This window comes from Bacillus salipaludis, from assembly GCF_004358205.1.
Window position 1 is genome coordinate 232891 of the sequence record NZ_SMYO01000006.1, and the last position, 18009, is coordinate 250899.

Sequence of the window (18009 nt, forward strand, 5' to 3'; positions counted from 1 at the left end):
TAATTTTGTTTTAGCAAATAAATAATCAAAATCATTCAATCTTTTTCCAATGTTATAGTAAAATTATAGTGGATATTTATATCGTGGGGTGAATGAGTTGTCATTAGCTGGGGAAGAAAGAAAAAGGAAAATACTTGAACTCCTTGAAATCAGCGGCAAAGTTAAAGTTAATGAATTGGCAGAAATATTGGAAGTTTCAACTGAAACCATTCGTAAATATTTAGATGAGTTACAGCAGGAAGAAAAATTAAAAAAGGTTTATGGCGGGGCAATCAATATATCCTTTTTTAATGAGGAGCCTCCAACTGTAGAAAGAGAGGTGACCCACTCTGAAGCCAAACAACGAATCGGAGAGTACGCAGCAAGCTTAATTACTGATAATGACGTCATTGCGATTGATGACGGAAGCACACCGCTGCAGCTCGTTAAAAACTTGCGTAAAAAGCGGAATTTAACGATTTTTACTACCTCAATTTCGGCTCTATCGGTGTTAATCGACTTGCACCAGCAAAATATTTTCACAGGTAAGATTATCATGCTTGGCGGGGAGATAAACACCACTCATCATCGTGTAACGGGGAGCTTTACGATCGAAATGCTGGAAAATCTATATGTAGATAAATATTTTATCTCAGCCGACGGTTTAACAAAAGAAACCGGAATTACCAGCTTTGATTCTTCTAAAGGAATGGTAACGAGAAAGTTAATTGATCATTCCAGCAAATCAATTGTCCTGATTGACCATTCCAAAGTGGGCAAACGGACTCATTATAAGATGGCTGATTTGCAGGATATTGATATCATCATTTCTGATAAAGAACACCCACAGGAATGGGAATATCTATTAAAAGAAAATCATGTAAAATGGCTAGTTGCCGACAAGAAATAAATGATCAATAGACTCTCTAAACCATTGGCAAACGAGCTCCCTGAAAAGGAGGATTAGAATGGAGCATTTGGGAGTCTTTTACGAAGAGCATCTTTTTAAAAATATTGAGATTTATCTTCGTTTAGTGATTAGCGCCCTCCTTGGGATGTTTATTGGCTGGGACCGCAGTGCCAAAAATAAGCCAGCGGGTTTAAAAACTTTTACCTATGTTTCCGTTTCATGTACACTCATTACACTCGTTTCCATTTATAGTGTGGAGGTTTTTGGCAGCTCTAACCCCAATAATCGTATGGATCCGATGAGGCTGACAGCGCAAATTGTTTCCGGGCTTGGCTTTTTGGGGGCTGGCTTGATTTTAAAGGATGGATTGCAGGTTAAAGGTTTAACATCTGCGGCGATGATTTTTTTTGCAGGTGGTGTTGGGATTGGTATAGGGGCTGGTTTTTATGGCTTGGTTTTTGCTTCGGTCCTAATTACTTTTATCCTAGCAAAAATAAGCCAGGTAATTGAACATCGTCATCTAATGACTATGGAAAAAGAAGAGGAAAAACACGGCTACCATCGAAGTTCAGGATAAAAGAAACGGCAGATTCTAGAATACTAGAATCTGCCGTTTTTCAATTTAAAAAACTCAACTGAAACAACAAATCAAAACCAAGTAAAATCGAATGAAAAAAATTAAAAAATAACAATTAAAACCAAGACAATCCAAATATTTTATGATACAATCAAATCAACTCAATAATTGAGTGAATATTTTAAATCTTCAGGGGGCGAAAAAATGAAAGTCTTTTGTTTGGGTGGAGCAGGGAGAATTTGCCGGGAAGCCGTTTTGGATCTTGTCGAGCATTCTGATTTTGATGTCATTACCATTGGTGACTTTAATGAGGAACTAGGCCTTGATTTAGTAAAGGAACTGAATGACCCCCGAGTGAATTTTGTAAAGGTAAATGTATTTAACCATGAGGAAACAGTTAAACAATTGAAAGGCTACGATATTGTCATGGATGGAACTACGATCACATTAAACGGCCTTTCTACTGCCTCTATTGCAGAAGCCGGCTGCCATGGAATCAATTTAAACGGCTTTGGAGCAGAGGATGAATTTTCCGAAATCTTTAAGAAACATAATCGAACCGCAGTTCCCGGTTTTGGAATGACCCCGGGTGTTACACAAATGATGGCGATGCACGCTGCCAACCAATTAGATGAGGTAGAAACAGTGCGAGTAAGCCATGGCTCTTTCCGTCCAATTGCATTTTCAAAATCGATTACCGAAACCACCACCTACGAATACGACCCAGACCTTCCTGGACGAATCGTTTTTGAAAAAGGCGAATTCGTTCAAGTCCCTCCTTTCGCAAGACCAAGAAAAATTCAGCTTCCAGAGCCTTATGGCGAAACCATTCAATATATTATTCCGCATTCAGAAACTCGTACCCTAGCAAAAGCGCTTGCGAATAAAGGTGTAGAGCTGATTGAAGTGCGGGGAACCTGGCCAAAACAGAACATGCAATTAGTTCGTGCCCTCTATGATTACGGAATTATGCGCAACCCAAAGGTTGAAATCAACGGTCAAGAGGTTGGTGTCATGGATGTAATAGGTGAGTATCTCCTTCAATCAAAAGAAGGCCAAGAAACAGAGCTGTACGGATATTCGCTGCATATTGAAGCCGTTGGGAAAAAGGATGGAATACGGAAACGCCATATTTTATACCATACGCATCCTGCTAGTGACGGTTCTGTTAAAGGATGGGAAAAATTACGTGCGTATACCCGCAATGTCGGAATTCCAATGGCAATTGCGACCGAGTTAATTGCTAAAGGATTGGTTGAAAAAACAGGTGTACTTATTCCGGAAGAAGCATTTGAACCAACCGTCATTTTTGAAGAACTGAAAAAACGCGGCATCTATATTCACGAAGAAATTGAAATCGTTACCGAAAGCGTTGAAGAAGAAACAACGATCCAAGCATAACAATCTATAACTAGTCACAAGGCAGGTATTACATAAAAATAATTTTAAATGCCTGCCTTTAATAAAGAACTACCAACCAATAATTTATTTTTCCTTTTGCACATCTACGTGACGAAGACGATCGTATTGGTTGTTGATCCCGAATTAACGGGCAGTAAGACCCCCCATTCAAATCTTTGAGGGAACTAATAAGCTAAGTGGGGGATCAACTGCCGTAAAATCACGATTGGTTCAACTAACAATCAGTAGGGGATGAAAGGTACCCCCCACTGATTGAGTTTCACCTTATAAAGGAGGTTCGTCTTTTGAGTAATCCATCTCCCCAAATTGAAGCAGTTATTTTTGATTGGGCAGGAACCACAGTGGACTATGGCTGTTTTGCGCCATTGAATGTATTTTTAGAGATTTTTAGAAAAAGAGGAATCGAAGTAACGGATGAGGAGGCACGGGCACCAATGGGGCTTTTAAAATGGGATCATATTCGCGCCATGTGCGATATGGACCGGATTGCCCAATTGTGGAACGTAAAATTCGGCAAAGTACCAACGGATAAGGATGTCGATGATTTATATGCCGATTTTGAACCAATGCTGTTCGCAAGCCTCCGCAATTATTGCACACCAATCCCAGGGGCACTGGATTTAGTCGGAAGACTAAGACAGAAGGGAATAAAAATTGGGTCGACAACCGGTTATACATCGGAAATGATGGCGGTTGTTGCCCCTGAAGCAAAGAAAAAAGGCTATGCTCCAGATTACCTGTTTACACCTGATGATGCACCGGCAGGACGCCCGTATCCATGGATGTGTTACTTAAATGCTATGAATTTAGGGGTATTCCCAATGAAACATATTATCAAGGTTGGAGATACGGTTAGTGATATTAAAGAAGGCGTCAATGCTGGGGCTTGGAGCGTTGGTGTGATTAAAGGCGGAAGTGAACTAGGTTTAAAGGAAGAAGAAGTCAATTCAATGGATCCGGATTTATTGGCAGATAAGATGGAGGGTGTGGCGAAGCGTTTTAAAGACGCAGGTGCTCATTATGTGCTTGATAGTATTGGTGAATTAGATAAACTCATTCCGAAAATTAATCTGCGCCTGGCAAATGGTGATGATTAAGTGAAGTTTTTAAACTATAGGCCTTTGGTGGAATGATTCTATAAAAAGCCAAAAGGTGAAGAGGTGAATGGATTGCAAAAACATGCCTATGCACTGGGGATGATCGAAACAATAGGCTTTCCGGCACTGATTGCTGCGGCAGATGCTGCTTCAAAGGCAGCGGATGTAAGGGTTGTCACCTACCAGGGAGCAGATTCGGGTATAGTGACTATTTACATCATCGGCGATGTCGCAAGCGTAAAATCAGCTGTCGAGGTTGGGACAGAAGCTGCCAAAAGGGTTGGTCAACTACGTCATTCTCATGTCATTGCCAGACCAGATGACCATATCATTCAAATGCTTTTTCCGTCGCTATTAAAGAAAGCCGAGGAAAAATCGGAACCGTCAGAGCCTAAAGTAGTAAAAAATATAGACCAAGAAAAACCAAAGGAATGGACTAAAACTAGTCTTCAAGAGCTAAGAGAACTTGCTAATTCATACGAAGGTTTTCCTTTATCACTCCAAGAAATTTCTTCGGCTAAAAAAGAGGATTTAGTAAAACAGATTAGCAGGTTCCTAGCTGAGAAAGGTGGCGACAATTGATGTACTTGGATCAGGATCTGGAATCGATGCAAGAGGGGAGACGAAATCTCGAGCAAGCGAAACAAGCACAGAAAACGCTTGGCACTTTGACACAGGACCAAGTGGATCAAATTGTTCACAGAATGGCCCAAGCGGCCATCAGGGAAGCAGGCAGGCTTGCGGCATTAGCGGTGGAAGAAACAGGGTATGGAAAGGTTGAGGATAAGAGGGTCAAAAACCTTTTTGCAGCGAATGAAGTGTATGAATCGATAAAAGATAAGAAAACAGTGGGAATCATTGCCCGTAACGAGGAGAAGCAGGTTTGGGAAGTGGCTGAACCAGTGGGCACGATTGCAGCGGTTATTCCTTCGACAAACCCAACTTCAACTGTGATATTTAAAGCTTTGATTGCAATGAAATCAAGAAATGCCATCGTTTTTAGCCCGCATCCTTCTGCAGCAAAATGTACGAATGAAGCGGTAAAGGTGATGAAGGAAGCAGCAGTGGCAGCAGGTGCACCCGATGGAGCCATTTCCTGTATTTCAAACCCGACGCTATCTTCGGTCCAGGAAGTCATGAATCATACACTGACTGATTTGATTTTAGCGACGGGTGGTCCGGGTATGGTAAAGGCAGCCTATAGCTCAGGGAAACCTGCCTATGGAGTTGGACCCGGGAATGTACCAGTGTATATCCACTCAAGTGCAAATATTGGGAAAGCAGTCAGTCAAATTGTTCAGAGTAAAACCTTTGATTATGGAATCATCTGCGCCTCAGAACAGGCACTAGTGGTGGACGGGTCCGTTAAACGAAAGGTTAAAGCGGTTCTAGAAAAACAAGGAGCGTATTTCCTTGATGACTATGAAAAGAAAAAGCTAGAAGAGCTTATTTTGAAGAATGGAAGTTTGAATCCGGCGATTGTTGGAAAATCCCCGCAAGAATTAGCACAATTGGCGGGAATACTCATTTCAGAGGATACAAGATTGCTAGTGGCAGAGGAGGCCAAGGTTGGTAAAGCATACCCGTTTTCTCTTGAAAAGCTTTCTCCAATTCTTGCTTTTTATACGGTTGAAGGCTGTTCCGAGGCAGGTAAAGTGTGTAATGAATTATTAGAACTCGGTGGTTTAGGGCATACGATGGGGATTCATTGTGAAGATAAACAAATTGTTGAAAGCTTTAGTCTTTCACAAAACGTCTCGCGGGTTGTCGTAAATTCAGGGACGACATTTGGTGGAATCGGTGCGACAACCGGTATTTCACCATCGATGACACTTGGCTGTGGGACCTACGGAAACAATATTTCGTCTGACAATATTGGTCCGGAGCATTTATTGAATATAAAACGGATCGCCTTTGGTATTAGGGAGATGAAAAATGAAGCCCCAGCAGTGACTTCAGGTTCACAGCAAACAGTTACAAACAATGAGACGCTTATTTCTAAAGCTGAGGTTATGGAAATCGTAAAGAGTATTTTAAAAGAATTAAATTTTAAATGAGGAGGAATAAACAATGAGTGGAGAAGCATTAGGAATGATTGAAACAAAGGGTTTGGTTGGGGCTGTTGAGGCAGCTGATGCGATGGCAAAGGCAGCAAATGTAAGATTAATTGGAAAGGTTCATGCCGGAGGCGGGCTTGTGACCGTTATGGTTCGCGGAGATGTTGGAGCGGTAAAAGCTTCCGTAGATGCTGGAGCTGCTGCAGCAGAAAGTGTCGGCGAATTGGTTTCAGTCCATGTAATTCCACGCCCGCATTCGGATATTGAGTTGATTCTTCCGAAATTGGAAGGATAGACGATGACGATTATTACGGAATCCAAACTTAGAGCCATGCTGAAAAATGGGATTCCTAATCCTTTCACCCTTGGCGAGGGGGAAAAACTTACCCCTTCTGCCAGGGATTTTCTTCGCGAAAGACGGATTGTTGTAAAGCAACAGCACAGGATTAAAAAGGCAGCGTCTGTGGATGAAAAGGCTGAAAGCCCTTTAATTCCTGTAGGCGTATCTAACCGGCATGTCCATTTATCATTGTCAGATCTGGAGGCCTTATTTGGAAACGGTTATTTGTTAACACCGTTTCGGGAGTTATCACAACCGGGTCAATTTGCTGCCAAGGAGCAGGTTACCTTATTGGGTCCAAAGGGGATTATCCAAAATGTAAGAATTCTCGGACCTGCTAGGGGAGAAACACAGGTGGAAATTTCCATAACCGATGGATTTCAAGTAGGAGTCCATCCCCCTGTCCGTTTATCCGGTTCGATTGAAGGCACACCCGGACTGACTCTTGTCGGTCCAAAAGGGTGTGTGGTGATGGAAAAAGGGGTAATTGTTGCGAAACGCCATGTTCATCTTTCGCCTGATGATGCAAAAGAACTCAATGTGGAGCAGGGGGATCGACTATTGCTCGAAACCGTCGGAGACCGGCGGATTATTTTTTCGGATGTGGTTGTTCGTGTGAATCCTTCTTATCGTAGGGATTTCCATGTAGATCTCGACGAGGGGAATGCGGCGGGTTTAAAAACGGGTGACCTTGTTAAAATCATTGGAAAAAATGATCAGTTTAATTGGCAAGGGAGGTGAGGAGCATCGATATTCGAGTGATGATTGAGTCGGTTGTGAAGGAAGTTGTCCAATCGATGAAAGTCGAAAAGGAAAAAGAGCAGATCGGGAAAGTGTTATTCGTTTTTTGTGATAGTTCGGCACATGAGCCGTTTGCTGATCAGTTTATTAAATTAAAGAACCATAAAATCGGGTATGACTTGTTATTTTTAGATGGTGAAACTTCTTCCTGGCTGGGGATGCAGCGAATTGAGTCAAGCGGTTCTGATCGAATTATCGCGGCTGATGAATATTCTCCTGCTGCGATCGAACTGCCGCAGGAATACGATGGAATCGTTATTCCGGAAATTGATTTGGATAATGCAGCGAGAATCGTAACCGGCTTAAAAGGTACAATTAAAGCTGAATTGATTTTTTCGGCGATTATCTTGGAAAAGTTTCTTATTGTTGGGGATGATACCCCTGGAATTAAGAGAGCCGACCGCCGTTGTTTAAAAGCACTTTCTTTACCAGGACCTTACCGGAAACGGTTTGAATCCTATGTGGAAGGGTTGAAGGAGCTAGGTATAGAGTTTTTGCCGCAAATGGAGTTAGCAGATGCGGTAATTGATAAATTCGGTGATCGCCTGGCAAAGTCGCCAGCTGCTAAAACGGAAGAAATAAATCATGCAGATGATGGAGGTTTGACCTTCACGAAAAAACTTCTCACCCCCGAATGGATTAAGGCCCAGCAGGAATTCCCAAATCATATCCTTACCCTTCCAAAAGGCGTTATTATTTCCCCTTTGGCAAAGGATTTGTTAAAGGAGAAAAAATTGACCATCAAGTATATCGGTAAAGGATGATGTAGAGTGCGGCTAGCGAGGGTTGAAGGGAGTATCTGGGCGATTCAAAAGGAAAAGGGAATGGAAAACATCAAACTTCTCATTGTTCAGCCCATAAATGTGGAAAAACAACCTGAGGGAAATGTCATCATTGCGATGGACCGAATTGGTGCCGGAATTGGTGAATTTGTCATTATTACGCAGGGGACACCCGCACAAAAATTGATGGGCGAAAAGGGCGCCCCCATTGATGCAGCGATTGTGGGAATTGTCGATTCTTTAGAGGTACCTATTGATCAATAAAGTAGGCTTTTGAAGGACAAAACCAGTAGTGAAATCAAAGAAAGTGTCCTTCTATCGGGTCTGGAAGGACAAAACCAGTTGTGAAACCAAGGAAAGTGTCGTTCTATCGGTTCTGGAAGGACAAAACAAGTAGTGAAACCAAAGAAAATGTCCTTCAAAGGGGTATGGAAGGACAAAACCAGTATTGAAATCAAAGAAGGAGTCCTTCTACAAAGTCTGGAAGGACAAAACCAGTAGGAAATCAAAGAAAGTGTCCTTCTATCGGGTATGGAAGGACAAAACCAGTTGTGAACCCAAGGAAAGTGTCCATCAAAGGGTTCTGGAAGGACAAAACAAGTAGTGAAACCAAGGGAAGTGTCCTTCTATTGTAGCTGGAAGGACAAATCTAGTCGCCAAATCAAGAGAAGTTTTCTTAAAAGGAATCTGAAAGGACAAAACAAGCAGTGAATTCAAAGAAGTGTCCTTAAAAAAGCTTTGTTACAAAGGTGGTGTTATCAAGGAGTGGCAAATATGAGAAACCTTGATTCAGAGCTATTAAGAACAGAAGGAGATATTAATTTATCTCAAAATCGTAAAGAATGGCAGGAGCGCCATCTAAGTGAGCAAGCCTTTCAACTTTTAGAAGAGGATTCCGAATTTTATCTGCACCAGTCGCTTTCCACCCCTTGCTTAAATGTGATTGAAAAAAGCTACGGGATTTACCTTGAAGATATTGATGGAAGAAAATATATGGATTTTCATGGGAACAGCGTTCACCAGGTTGGGTATGGAAATCAGTACGTGATCAAGGCGGTCAAGGATCAGTTGGATGTTCTACCTTTTTCCCCGCGCCGATACACGAACAACACAGCCATTCAACTGGCAAGAAAACTGGTGGAACTTGCTCCGGGACATTTAAATAAAGTACTTTTAGCGCCAGGCGGGGCATCTGCTGTAAGTATGGCTTTGAAGCTCGTCCGTAAGGCAACCGGAAAGTTTAAGACCATTTCAATGTGGGATTCCTTTCATGGAGCTAGTTTGGATGCGATATCTGTCGGCGGCGAAGCTATTTTTCGCAATGGAATGGGTCCGCTTATGCCAGGAACTCTACAGGTGATGCCGTATAATTCCTATAGATGTTTTTTCGGGGATCGTAATGCCAGCAATGAGAAGGGGCTGGATTATCTTGAGTATGTTATGGAGCGCGAAGGGGATATAGGTGCAATTATCCTTGAACCGATCAGGTGCACAGATGTACAAATACCACCAAAGGAATATCATCAACGATTAAGACAAATATGTGATACCCATGGAGTATTGTTGATTTATGACGAAATACCAACGGCACTGGGCCGAACAGGGGAAATGTTTGCCTTTGAAAATTATGGGGTCCTTCCAGATATTGTCCTGCTTGGCAAAGGACTTGGTGGAGGGGTATTTCCAATGGCAGCGATGCTTGCCCGCGAGGATTTAGATGTTGCCGGGGATATTGCTTTGGGACACTTTACACATGAAAAAAGCTCCCTTGGCTGTGCGGCCGCACTCGCCACCCTCCAGTATATCGAGGACTTCCGTTTGCTAGAGCGAGCAAACTCCTTAGGGGAATATATGAAAACTCGTTTGTTGGCCATGCAAAACCGATTTGAACTGATTGGGGATGTCCGCGGAATCGGTTTGCTATATGGGGTGGAGCTGGTTCTTAACCGTAAGACAAAAGCGAAGGCCGTTTCCGAAGCCGAACGAATCATGTATAAATGCATGGAAAAGGGATTAAGCTTTAAGGTATCACAGGGGAATGTACTAACCCTTGCCCCGCCATTAACTATTACTGAAAAAGAATTGGAACTGGCAATGGATATACTTGAGAAATCTTTTTAATGGTGGTACCGCCCGAATTTTACCGAAAAAAGTTGCTGCATTCCCAATCTGGCGGGCAGCAACTTTTTTATTTGAAAAGGGTGGGGGCATGCATAAAAGTATTTTTTTAGTATGGAAATGGTATTGGCTCTAGTTTATGATTAAAGAAGAATATATTAAGTTTGGGTGAATACATTTGATTCTATTAGACTACATTGTAAATCTCTCTATTTTTTCACTCATGGTCAGTACACCTTTGGTCATTCGTTCATTTAGTAGTCATCGGTCCCTAAAACAGTTAAGAATTTGGGTGGGGGTCTATGCAGGGGTCGTTTCCATTCTATTAGTAGCATTATCTATCCATCAGCAAGGTTATTCCTATGATATTCGGTATGCCCCGGTTATTTTGGTATTTGCCTATCTTGGACCAATAGCTGGCACCATCACCGGCGGATTCGCCCTGTTTGCTAGATTGTTTTCGAGTGGGCACTGGACACCGGCCATTATTGGCTGGATCTTAATTATGATAAGCTTTATCATCATTCATATTTTGACAAAGCGTCACCTGCCTGTAAAAAAATGCCTCTATCTATATGTTTCCTATGTGGTCATTTATATCGTCACTGTGCCGATTATCTTTAATGTTTTAAGACATGAACCTCTTTTTCACTTCCAATACATGCTTTTTGTCTTATTGGGGGTCATTCTTGGAGCATTATTGATTGAGTCATATGAGCGGCTCCATCGGATTATTATCGAAAAAAAGCAAATGGAGAAATCTTTAGCAGAGAGTGAATCTAATTATCGTTTAATTGCAGAAAATACTTCTGATCTCATTATGGTAATGAAACGCGACCATTCTGTTCAATATTTTTCACCTTCCCATGAACTTGTTTTGGGATATAGTGGAGTCAAGTTGGAAAAATTTGAATTATGTAAGTTCATTCACCCTGATGATGTTGGAATGTTTAGAGATACGATTGAGTGGATGTTTGAAAATAAAGCGTCCGTTTCGTTGGAGTTCCGCTTTCATCATAAAGACGGTAATTGGATTGAGTTTGAATCTCGATGTATGCCGGTTGAATGTGAAAACAATTCTGTTGAACATATTGTGATTATCAGCAGGGATATATCTGAACGTAAAAAAGCCGAAGAAATTCTTCTTCAATCTGAAAAACTTTCCATTGTAGGGGAGTTAGCGGCCGGAGTGGCACACGAAATCCGAAATCCTTTAACAACAATTAAAGGCTTTATACAGTTATATAAAAAGGAAAAGGGTCCAATTGAATTTAATGAACTGCTTCTCAGTGAATTAGAGCGGATTGAAACGATAACAAGCGAACTGCTTTCATTGGGGAAACCGCAGGCCATCCAGCTTAAGAAAACGGATTTACGGGACTTGGTTGAAAGTATTCTTGAGCTTTTGGCACCGCAGGCGTTAATGAATAATATTCAATTTAAATTAACGTTCGAAAATCCAGATTTTCTGATTATTTGTGAGCGAAATCAATTAAAACAGGTATTTTTAAATCTCTTAAAAAATGCCTTTGAAGCGATGCCGGAAGGCGGGGAAATCCATGTCCACTTAAGAAATGGCATCGACGGAACGGTGATTATTTCCGTTCGCGACGAGGGCTGTGGGATTCCTGAAGAACTGCTGCCGCGCTTAGGTGAGCCTTTTTACACATTAAAGGAAAAAGGGACTGGACTTGGATTAATGATCTGTCACAAACTCATTAAGCAGCATCATGGCAGAATACATTATCAAAGTAAAATTGGAGAAGGTACACTGGTCGAAATCACTCTACCTGTAGCTAGCTAATGAAACAAAACAAGGAAGTATATCTCATAAATTGTAAGTACAACCAAAATAGTTTATATAAAAGCCAGGAATCCTCCTGGCTCTATTTTTGCCCAAAATATGGTATAATTTTCTGAAAAAAGGAGGAGAGAGTGTGGTAGAAAAGGTGATCAAAGCGATTCAAGATGAATATCCGGATGATTTTGCCTGGTGTTATGGGTGTGGCCGTTTAAATGAGGAGGGTCACCATTTTCGCACCGGCTGGCAGGGAGACCAGACGGTAACGATTTATACACCTGAAGCAGCCCATTTGGCACTGCCAGGATTTGTTTATGGAGGGATTACTGCCTCTTTGATTGATTGCCATGGAACAGGTTCAGCGGCACTAGCACTACATCGAAAAAATGGTCATGAGGCTGGAGACGGGGTAGAACCGCCTCGATTTGTAACCGCTTCCTTAAAGGTGGATTTCATACAACCAACTCCGCATGGTGTCCCGTTAAAAGCAGTCGGAACAATTACTGAAATTCATCCGAAAAAGTGGAAAGTGGATGTAGAGGTCTTTGCAAATGATGAACTTTGTGCCCGCGGTGAAGTTGTTGCAGTTGTTATGCCAAGAACGTTTATAACCAAATAGTTTCATTAAAAAAGCAGTGAACTTCAATTAAGCTGAAATTCACTGCTTTCTTATTGGCTGAAAAGTCCACCCCATATGGACATAAGAAGCGAAAAGTCCACGGGCAGTGCCTGTCACTTATACCGTCACCCAAAATGGGCAATAAGCTTCTCCAGTTGCTGAAGTTCTTTTTCAGCAAAGGGTGATTTTTCTGTTTTTAGAGTTGAGAGGGTACTCTCAATTAAATGTTTGCGTGGAGCTCTTATTTGCATGAGTTCATCTAGAATAAAGTCTAATAATTCAAGATATCTTTCTTGGTCCCCTTCAATTGGGCAGTTTTTCGTAATCATTTTCTTTAAAGAAGAACTTAATTGAAGCAGTTGGCCTTTTAATTCCTGTCCATTATTTTTACATTCCGGAATCCATTTTGCCAAAAGCTCCGGACTAATTAAGTAATCTCCAGCTTCCACGACCTCACCAACTATGCCTACCATCCGCTCAACACTATATCGGACAACCCGGCTGATATTGGTATTCGCACCATTAGCAAGGTGGTCGAAGTGGATATTTTGCTGTAGAATCCCCATAAACATGATGGCACAATCCATTAAATAAGCTTTTTTATCCTCACCAAATAAGTCAATAAATCGGTTATAGAGCCAGCGGAGCATGAAAAATTGTCCTCTTTTGAGAAATTCCTTCATTTCCGCATCATTCGAGAATAATACTTCCTCAAAAAGAGTGAAAAGTCGATTCTTTTTATTCGACCGCATTTGTATTTCCATTTGTTTAATAAAAATTTCAATATCAGCTGGGTCTTGTCCGATTAGTAACTCATTCCGCTCCCTGTCCATGTTTTTAAAGATGGATTTAAAAATGGCTATTAATAATTCGTTTTTCGAAGAAAAATAATTATAGAAGGTTCCTTTCGAAATTCCGCTAAAATCCAAAATATCCTGAATAGATGTTGCTTGGAATCCCTTCTCAATAAATAATTCATGTGCTTTTTCAATCACGTGCTGCTTTCGATCTTTCATCTATATCACCTTAAATTCGATTTATCCCGCTTTAACGGGCAGTAGGACCATTCTTCGATAATTTAAAAATTGAAGATGCTTAGGTGAAGGTAACTGCCCGTAAAAGGCCAATTGGTTCAACTAACAATCAGTAGGGGATGGAAAACTCCCCCACTGATTGTTAGTTGAACCTTGTACCCCTTGTATAATTCTATAGTACATGATTTCCTTTATTAAAACAAACCTTATAAAAAGTTCAATTTTCTTGTTGCAAAAATTGAACTGCTGGTATATGATATTGTCTATGTGAAATAGCAGTACAAAAAAATGAACTGTTAGTTTATAGGGGGTAATACAATGGAGAATTCTGTTAAACCGATAGATCGTCCACCATGGGGGATTCTGGCAATCCTGATGATTGGCGCTTTTATTTCCATGCTAAACGAAACATTATTAAATGTAGCTTTACCATCCATAATGAAAGACCTTGAGGTTACTGCATCAACTGTTCAATGGCTTTCAACTGGATATATGCTTGTAAATGGAGTCATGATTCCCGCTACAGCCTTTTTAATCCAAAAGTATACAGCAAGACGTTTATTTTTAAGAGCCATGAGTTTATTTTTAATTGGTACCATTCTTGCTGGTTTTGCAACTTCCTTTCCTGTTTTACTCGTGGCAAGGATGATTCAAGCCTCTGGATCTGCGATCATGATGCCTTTATTAATGAATGTCATGCTAACAAGCTTTCCTCCTGAAAAAAGAGGGGCTGCGATGGGGCTTTTCGGCTTAGTCTTTATTTTCGCTCCTGCAGTTGGCCCTACCTTATCAGGCTGGTTAATTGAACACTTTGACTGGAGAATGCTCTTCCATTTTGTTACACCGATTGCAGCAATTGTTCTTGTGATTGCAATCTTTTTACTAAAAGATAAAAAGAAAGATGTGGAAATCCGTCTTGATTTTCTATCCTTTTTATTATCAAGTATTGGTTTTGGCGGTTTATTGTATGGTCTTAGTTCCGCAGGGAATAAAGGCTGGGACAGTCAGCAAGTTTATATTACGATTATCGTAGGGGCAATAGCATTAGTCTTATTCATTTGGCGTCAATTAAAGCTTGAAGTACCGATGCTTAATTTCCGAATTTACAAGTATCCAATGTTCACATTATCATCGGCGATATCGATTGTCATTACGATGGCAATGTTTTCTGCGATGTTGCTTTTACCAATCTATGTTCAATCGATCCGCGGTATTTCGCCAATCAAGTCTGGATTACTCATGCTGCCTGGTTCAATTTTAATGGGGATTATGTCACCGATTACCGGTAAATTATTTGATAAATATGGCGGCCGTTTATTAGCTATTATTGGTTTATCGATTACGATTATCACAAGTTACTTCTTAAGCACTTTAACACTTCATACTACTTACACTGAGTTAATCCTAATTTACTCAGCAAGGATGTTTGGAATGTCGATGGTGATGATGCCGGTTATGACAAATGGATTAAACCAATTGCCTGCCCATCAATATCCGCATGGAACAGCAATGAACAGTACTCTGCAGCAAGTTTCAGGTGCAATTGGCTCGGCATTATTGGTTACCATCATGTCTAATCGTACAAAAACGCATGCAACTGACTTAGCAGCTTCAGCGATGAAGCATTTGACTGGTAAACCAACTCCTGAGGCAATGGCTGAAATGAAACAGCAAATTGCTATGAAAGCGATGCTTGAAGGAATTAATGATTCTTTCTTAGTGTCGGTTGGAATTGCTAGTATTGCGCTAATTCTTGCTTTCTTTATTAAAAGGGTTAAACCAGCAGGTAACCCGCATGGGGGAACAGCAGATAAAAAGGTTGTTACGAAATTAGCTGAAAATTAATGAGAAGGAAAACAGGGGATAGCGAGATTAAATCGTTGTTCCCTGTTTTGTTATTTTAAAAGTTGCTATCAAACGATGATTATTGGGATAATATAGTACAGTTAATAGAATTAGGAGGAATACGATGGCAAATCAACAACTTTTAGAAGATGCTTATATTGAACGCTGTGATAAGGAAACAGAAGAACTGATTGCTAAAGAAACATTTTCGTTTCTAACCCAGCCCCTTGATTACTTAAAAAAACATAAGAAGGAATTTTTATTCTTAGAGTCTAAACAATTTGATGCTATTCATGTCGATGCTGTTTCTTTAGAAGTAGATGATGTTTTTGGTACATATGATGTAATGTTAGGCCTTAGGTTTCAAAAGAAATTCGGTAATGTGTTAAAAGAGGAACTAAATCAAAATTTAAAAGGCAGTGAGGCTAAATTTGATTTATTGTTCAGCAATGAGGACGGGCTGTGGGATTTAAATTTTGCTTTGAATTATGTAGAGGGATTTAGAGAAGATTTATCCATTGGAGAAGCTTTTGAGCTTATTCATCAATTTTTAGTAAAATTGGTTGAAAAAATCAAGTAAGCGTCTGATTTTGATCTTAAATTTATAGAAACATTGAGAGGTGAGACCGTGCGAGTTATATCTATATGCCCCAGTAACACAGAATTGATGGAATTTCTAGGATTAACACATCTTCTGGTGGGAGTTGATGATTTTTCTGATTGGCCGGCTCAGGTTGCAAATCTTCCAAGATTAGGTCCGGATTTATCGATTAACATGGATTTGGTCGAAGAGTTGAAACCAGATATGGTTTTAGCTTCTTTAAGTGTGCCTGGGATGGAAAAAAACGTGGAAGCACTTGTTGAAAGAGGAATCCCCCATCTTGTGTTAAATCCGCAGTCCCTATCTGACATTGAAGAAGATTTGATCAAAACGGCAGAGGTTCTGCAAAATCGAGAACGCGGAATCGAGGCAGCTAAGGAATTTCGGTCCAGAATAGAAAAGGTAAAAGAAAGGGGGAAGACGATTCAAGATCGGCCAGCGCTTTATTGGGAATGGTGGCCGAAACCGATTTTTACCCCGGGAAAAATCAATTGGCTGACCGAGATTTCAGAAATAGCGGGAGGAAGAAACATTTTTGCAGATGTTGAACTTGCTAGCATTCAGACTGATTGGGAGGATGTTTTATCTCGAAAGCCTGATTTTATTTGTCTAGCTTGGGTCGGCGTTCAAAAAGCGAAGGTTCAAAAAAATGTGGTTACGAAGCGTCCAAGCTTTGAAAAGCTAGATTATAAGAATGAAAGCCAAATTCTGATTTTGGAAGAAGAATTGTACTGCCGACCATCACCTCGATTAGTGGAGGGCCTTGAAAAACTTTATAAAATCATTCATCCATAATAAAATGTCTTTGCGAAAATAAAATCGCAAAGACTTTTTTCTTAACTTAGGTCTTCATCCTGTATAGCAAAAGGAGACCCCGAAGAGGTATGTTGGTTTACCCAGCCAAGAGACATCTCGGAAACAGCCGCCCAATTTGGGATTTCATTACTATGCTGTTCAACCCAGCTCATGCAGAACTGTGGATCGATATTGTATTCTAGGCATTGGGATAAAAACGATTGAATGGTTGTTTCGGTACAGTTTTGCCATGAACCGCATGTATTAAGCCAAACATTTTCCATTTTCGTTTGTAAAGAAAGCTCATTTATAAAATTACTGAATTGATTTTCGTAAGTCATGTTAGACCTCCTTGTCATAAATTTCGTATTTTCTCACAAAGATACTTCATAAGTATGTCCAAGGAAAATTGAAAAAATTACTGTCCACTCTTATTTATATTCAAAAGGAAAATGGATGGCGATTCAAAATTGAAAGTAAAAAGTAATGACATTGATTAATAACGAAAAAGCACATGGGTTTAAATCACCTATGTGCCTCTTTTTATGTTTATTTTTTAAATTGTGATATTATTCTACATAAAAGTGATAGGGAAAGGATGAAATAAATTGTCATTAGAAAGTGTGAAGACTCATTTTAAACAATGGAATCGCGAGCAAGATATTATGGAATTCGAAACCTCTAGCGCAACAGTAGAATTGGCCGCAGAAGCCATTGGTGTAATTCCCGCTCGAATTGCGAAGTCATTATCCTTTAGGGGTGAAGAGGGAAAAGCTATTTTAATCGTCGCCGCAGGAGACGCAAAAATTGATAATAAAAAATTTCGCCAAACATTTGGCTTCAAAGCACGGATGTTAAATCCCGACGAAGTGCTTGAACAAACGGGACATGCGATTGGCGGGGTATGCCCTTTTGGATTAGCAAAGGATTTGGATGTGTTCCTGGATGTTTCTATGAAACGGTTTGATACCTTGTTTCCGGCTTGCGGCAGTACCAACTCTGCAATCGAATTGACCCTCGAAGAATTATCCCAATATTCCTTTGCGAAGGACTGGGTAGACGTTTGTAAAGGATGGCAGGGAGCAGAACTCGAAGAAAAAGTTATTCAACATCATAAATAAGCAGTAAAAATAAGCAGTCGTTTTTCAAACGACTGCTTATTTTTATGCGGATTTTGTAAATCTTCTGATAACAAAGGGAATCTATTATTTTTGTACTATAATAGAAAGGT

At 40.4% G+C, this 18009-nt stretch carries 19 protein-coding genes; 17 read left to right on the plus strand and 2 right to left on the minus strand.

The window, feature by feature from the left end:
• Positions 1-97 precede the first annotated feature (97 nt).
• From E2K98_RS14280 to E2K98_RS14340, 13 genes are all read left to right on the plus strand, one after another.
• Entirely contained in the window at positions 98-889 is a 792-nt protein-coding gene (locus tag E2K98_RS14280; RefSeq protein WP_133335167.1) for a DeoR/GlpR family DNA-binding transcription regulator, read from the plus strand.
• 58 nt (positions 890-947) lie between these two features.
• Entirely contained in the window at positions 948-1466 is a 519-nt protein-coding gene (locus tag E2K98_RS14285) for an MgtC/SapB family protein (RefSeq protein ID WP_133335169.1), read from the plus strand.
• Positions 1467-1670: 204 nt separating this feature from the next.
• On the plus strand, positions 1671-2867 hold the full coding sequence (locus E2K98_RS14290; RefSeq protein WP_133335171.1) for a saccharopine dehydrogenase family protein: 1197 nt from the start codon (positions 1671-1673) through the stop codon (positions 2865-2867).
• 326 nt (positions 2868-3193) lie between these two features.
• Positions 3194-3985 (plus strand): phosphonoacetaldehyde hydrolase, encoded by a 792-nt coding sequence (gene phnX / locus E2K98_RS14295; protein ID WP_133335577.1) that lies wholly within the window; start codon positions 3194-3196, stop codon positions 3983-3985.
• Between the two features lie 72 nt (positions 3986-4057).
• A complete protein-coding gene (locus E2K98_RS14300; RefSeq protein ID WP_133335173.1) occupies positions 4058-4567 on the plus strand; it encodes a BMC domain-containing protein in 510 nt (169 codons plus the stop codon).
• Positions 4567-6042 carry an acetaldehyde dehydrogenase (acetylating) gene (locus E2K98_RS14305; RefSeq protein ID WP_133335175.1) on the plus strand — a complete coding sequence of 492 codons (1476 nt, stop codon included), beginning with the start codon at positions 4567-4569 and terminating at the stop codon, positions 6040-6042. Before E2K98_RS14300 ends, E2K98_RS14305 begins: the two co-directional genes overlap by 1 nt.
• 13 nt (positions 6043-6055) lie before the next feature.
• Positions 6056-6337 carry a BMC domain-containing protein gene (locus tag E2K98_RS14310; RefSeq protein ID WP_026576311.1) on the plus strand — a complete coding sequence of 94 codons (282 nt, stop codon included), beginning with the start codon at positions 6056-6058 and terminating at the stop codon, positions 6335-6337.
• Between the two features lie 3 nt (positions 6338-6340).
• Positions 6341-7123: a phosphate propanoyltransferase gene (pduL, locus tag E2K98_RS14315; RefSeq protein WP_133335177.1), complete on the plus strand. Its 783-nt coding sequence runs from the start codon at positions 6341-6343 to the stop codon at positions 7121-7123.
• On the plus strand, positions 7120-7947 hold the full coding sequence (locus E2K98_RS14320; protein ID WP_328591976.1) for a hypothetical protein: 828 nt from the start codon (positions 7120-7122) through the stop codon (positions 7945-7947). Before pduL ends, E2K98_RS14320 begins: the two co-directional genes overlap by 4 nt.
• 6 nt (positions 7948-7953) lie before the next feature.
• On the plus strand, positions 7954-8229 hold the full coding sequence (locus E2K98_RS14325) for a EutN/CcmL family microcompartment protein (RefSeq protein WP_133335179.1): 276 nt from the start codon (positions 7954-7956) through the stop codon (positions 8227-8229).
• A gap of 510 nt (positions 8230-8739) precedes the next feature.
• Positions 8740-10086 (plus strand): (R)-1-hydroxy-2-aminoethylphosphonate ammonia-lyase, encoded by a 1347-nt coding sequence (gene pbfA, locus E2K98_RS14330; protein ID WP_133335181.1) that lies wholly within the window; start codon positions 8740-8742, stop codon positions 10084-10086.
• Positions 10087-10261: 175 nt separating this feature from the next.
• Positions 10262-11887: an ATP-binding protein gene (locus E2K98_RS14335; RefSeq protein WP_133335183.1), complete on the plus strand. Its 1626-nt coding sequence runs from the start codon at positions 10262-10264 to the stop codon at positions 11885-11887.
• A 133-nt stretch (positions 11888-12020) separates the two neighbouring features.
• Positions 12021-12503 carry a PaaI family thioesterase gene (locus E2K98_RS14340; RefSeq protein ID WP_133335185.1) on the plus strand — a complete coding sequence of 161 codons (483 nt, stop codon included), beginning with the start codon at positions 12021-12023 and terminating at the stop codon, positions 12501-12503.
• A 125-nt stretch (positions 12504-12628) separates the two neighbouring features.
• Here the strand turns inward: E2K98_RS14340 and E2K98_RS14345 are convergent, their stop codons facing one another.
• Positions 12629-13519 carry a TetR/AcrR family transcriptional regulator gene (locus tag E2K98_RS14345; RefSeq protein ID WP_133335187.1) on the minus strand — a complete coding sequence of 297 codons (891 nt, stop codon included), beginning with the start codon at positions 13517-13519 and terminating at the stop codon, positions 12629-12631.
• 336 nt (positions 13520-13855) lie between these two features.
• Between E2K98_RS14345 and E2K98_RS14350 the strand changes: the two genes are divergently transcribed.
• From E2K98_RS14350 to E2K98_RS14360, 3 genes are all read left to right on the plus strand, one after another.
• Complete coding sequence (locus E2K98_RS14350; protein ID WP_133335189.1) at positions 13856-15382, plus strand: DHA2 family efflux MFS transporter permease subunit; 1527 nt, start codon at positions 13856-13858, stop codon at positions 15380-15382.
• A 124-nt stretch (positions 15383-15506) separates the two neighbouring features.
• The gene (locus E2K98_RS14355) at positions 15507-15962 is read left to right on the plus strand and encodes a branched-chain amino acid aminotransferase (protein ID WP_133335191.1); all 456 of its coding nucleotides are present in this window, start codon (positions 15507-15509) and stop codon (positions 15960-15962) included.
• Between the two features lie 48 nt (positions 15963-16010).
• Positions 16011-16778 carry a cobalamin-binding protein gene (locus E2K98_RS14360; RefSeq protein WP_133335193.1) on the plus strand — a complete coding sequence of 256 codons (768 nt, stop codon included), beginning with the start codon at positions 16011-16013 and terminating at the stop codon, positions 16776-16778.
• 41 nt (positions 16779-16819) lie between these two features.
• Here the strand turns inward: E2K98_RS14360 and E2K98_RS14365 are convergent, their stop codons facing one another.
• The gene (locus tag E2K98_RS14365; RefSeq protein ID WP_133335195.1) at positions 16820-17119 is read right to left on the minus strand and encodes a hypothetical protein; all 300 of its coding nucleotides are present in this window, start codon (positions 17117-17119) and stop codon (positions 16820-16822) included.
• 267 nt (positions 17120-17386) lie between these two features.
• Here E2K98_RS14365 and E2K98_RS14370 point away from each other — a divergent pair, with 267 nt between their 5' ends.
• Positions 17387-17899, plus strand: a complete 513-nt coding sequence (locus E2K98_RS14370) for a YbaK/EbsC family protein (protein WP_133335197.1) — start codon at positions 17387-17389, stop codon at positions 17897-17899.
• The last annotated feature ends 110 nt before the right edge of the window (positions 17900-18009 follow it).

Bases quoted from the DNA above. Each gene is read 5' to 3' on its own strand.
- E2K98_RS14305 (WP_133335175.1), top strand. From the start codon at position 4,567: ATGTACTTGGATCAGGATCTGGAATCGATGCAAGAGGGGAGACGAAAT.
- E2K98_RS14345 (WP_133335187.1), bottom strand. From the start codon at position 13,519: ATGAAAGATCGAAAGCAGCACGTGATTGAAAAAGCACATGAATTATTT.
- E2K98_RS14285 (WP_133335169.1), top strand. From the start codon at position 948: ATGGAGCATTTGGGAGTCTTTTACGAAGAGCATCTTTTTAAAAATATT.
- E2K98_RS14310 (WP_026576311.1), top strand. From the start codon at position 6,056: ATGAGTGGAGAAGCATTAGGAATGATTGAAACAAAGGGTTTGGTTGGG.
- E2K98_RS14355 (WP_133335191.1), top strand. From the start codon at position 15,507: ATGGCAAATCAACAACTTTTAGAAGATGCTTATATTGAACGCTGTGAT.
- E2K98_RS14290 (WP_133335171.1), top strand. From the start codon at position 1,671: ATGAAAGTCTTTTGTTTGGGTGGAGCAGGGAGAATTTGCCGGGAAGCC.
- pbfA (WP_133335181.1), top strand. From the start codon at position 8,740: ATGAGAAACCTTGATTCAGAGCTATTAAGAACAGAAGGAGATATTAAT.
- E2K98_RS14365 (WP_133335195.1), bottom strand. From the start codon at position 17,119: ATGACTTACGAAAATCAATTCAGTAATTTTATAAATGAGCTTTCTTTA.
- E2K98_RS14350 (WP_133335189.1), top strand. From the start codon at position 13,856: ATGGAGAATTCTGTTAAACCGATAGATCGTCCACCATGGGGGATTCTG.
- pduL (WP_133335177.1), top strand. From the start codon at position 6,341: ATGACGATTATTACGGAATCCAAACTTAGAGCCATGCTGAAAAATGGG.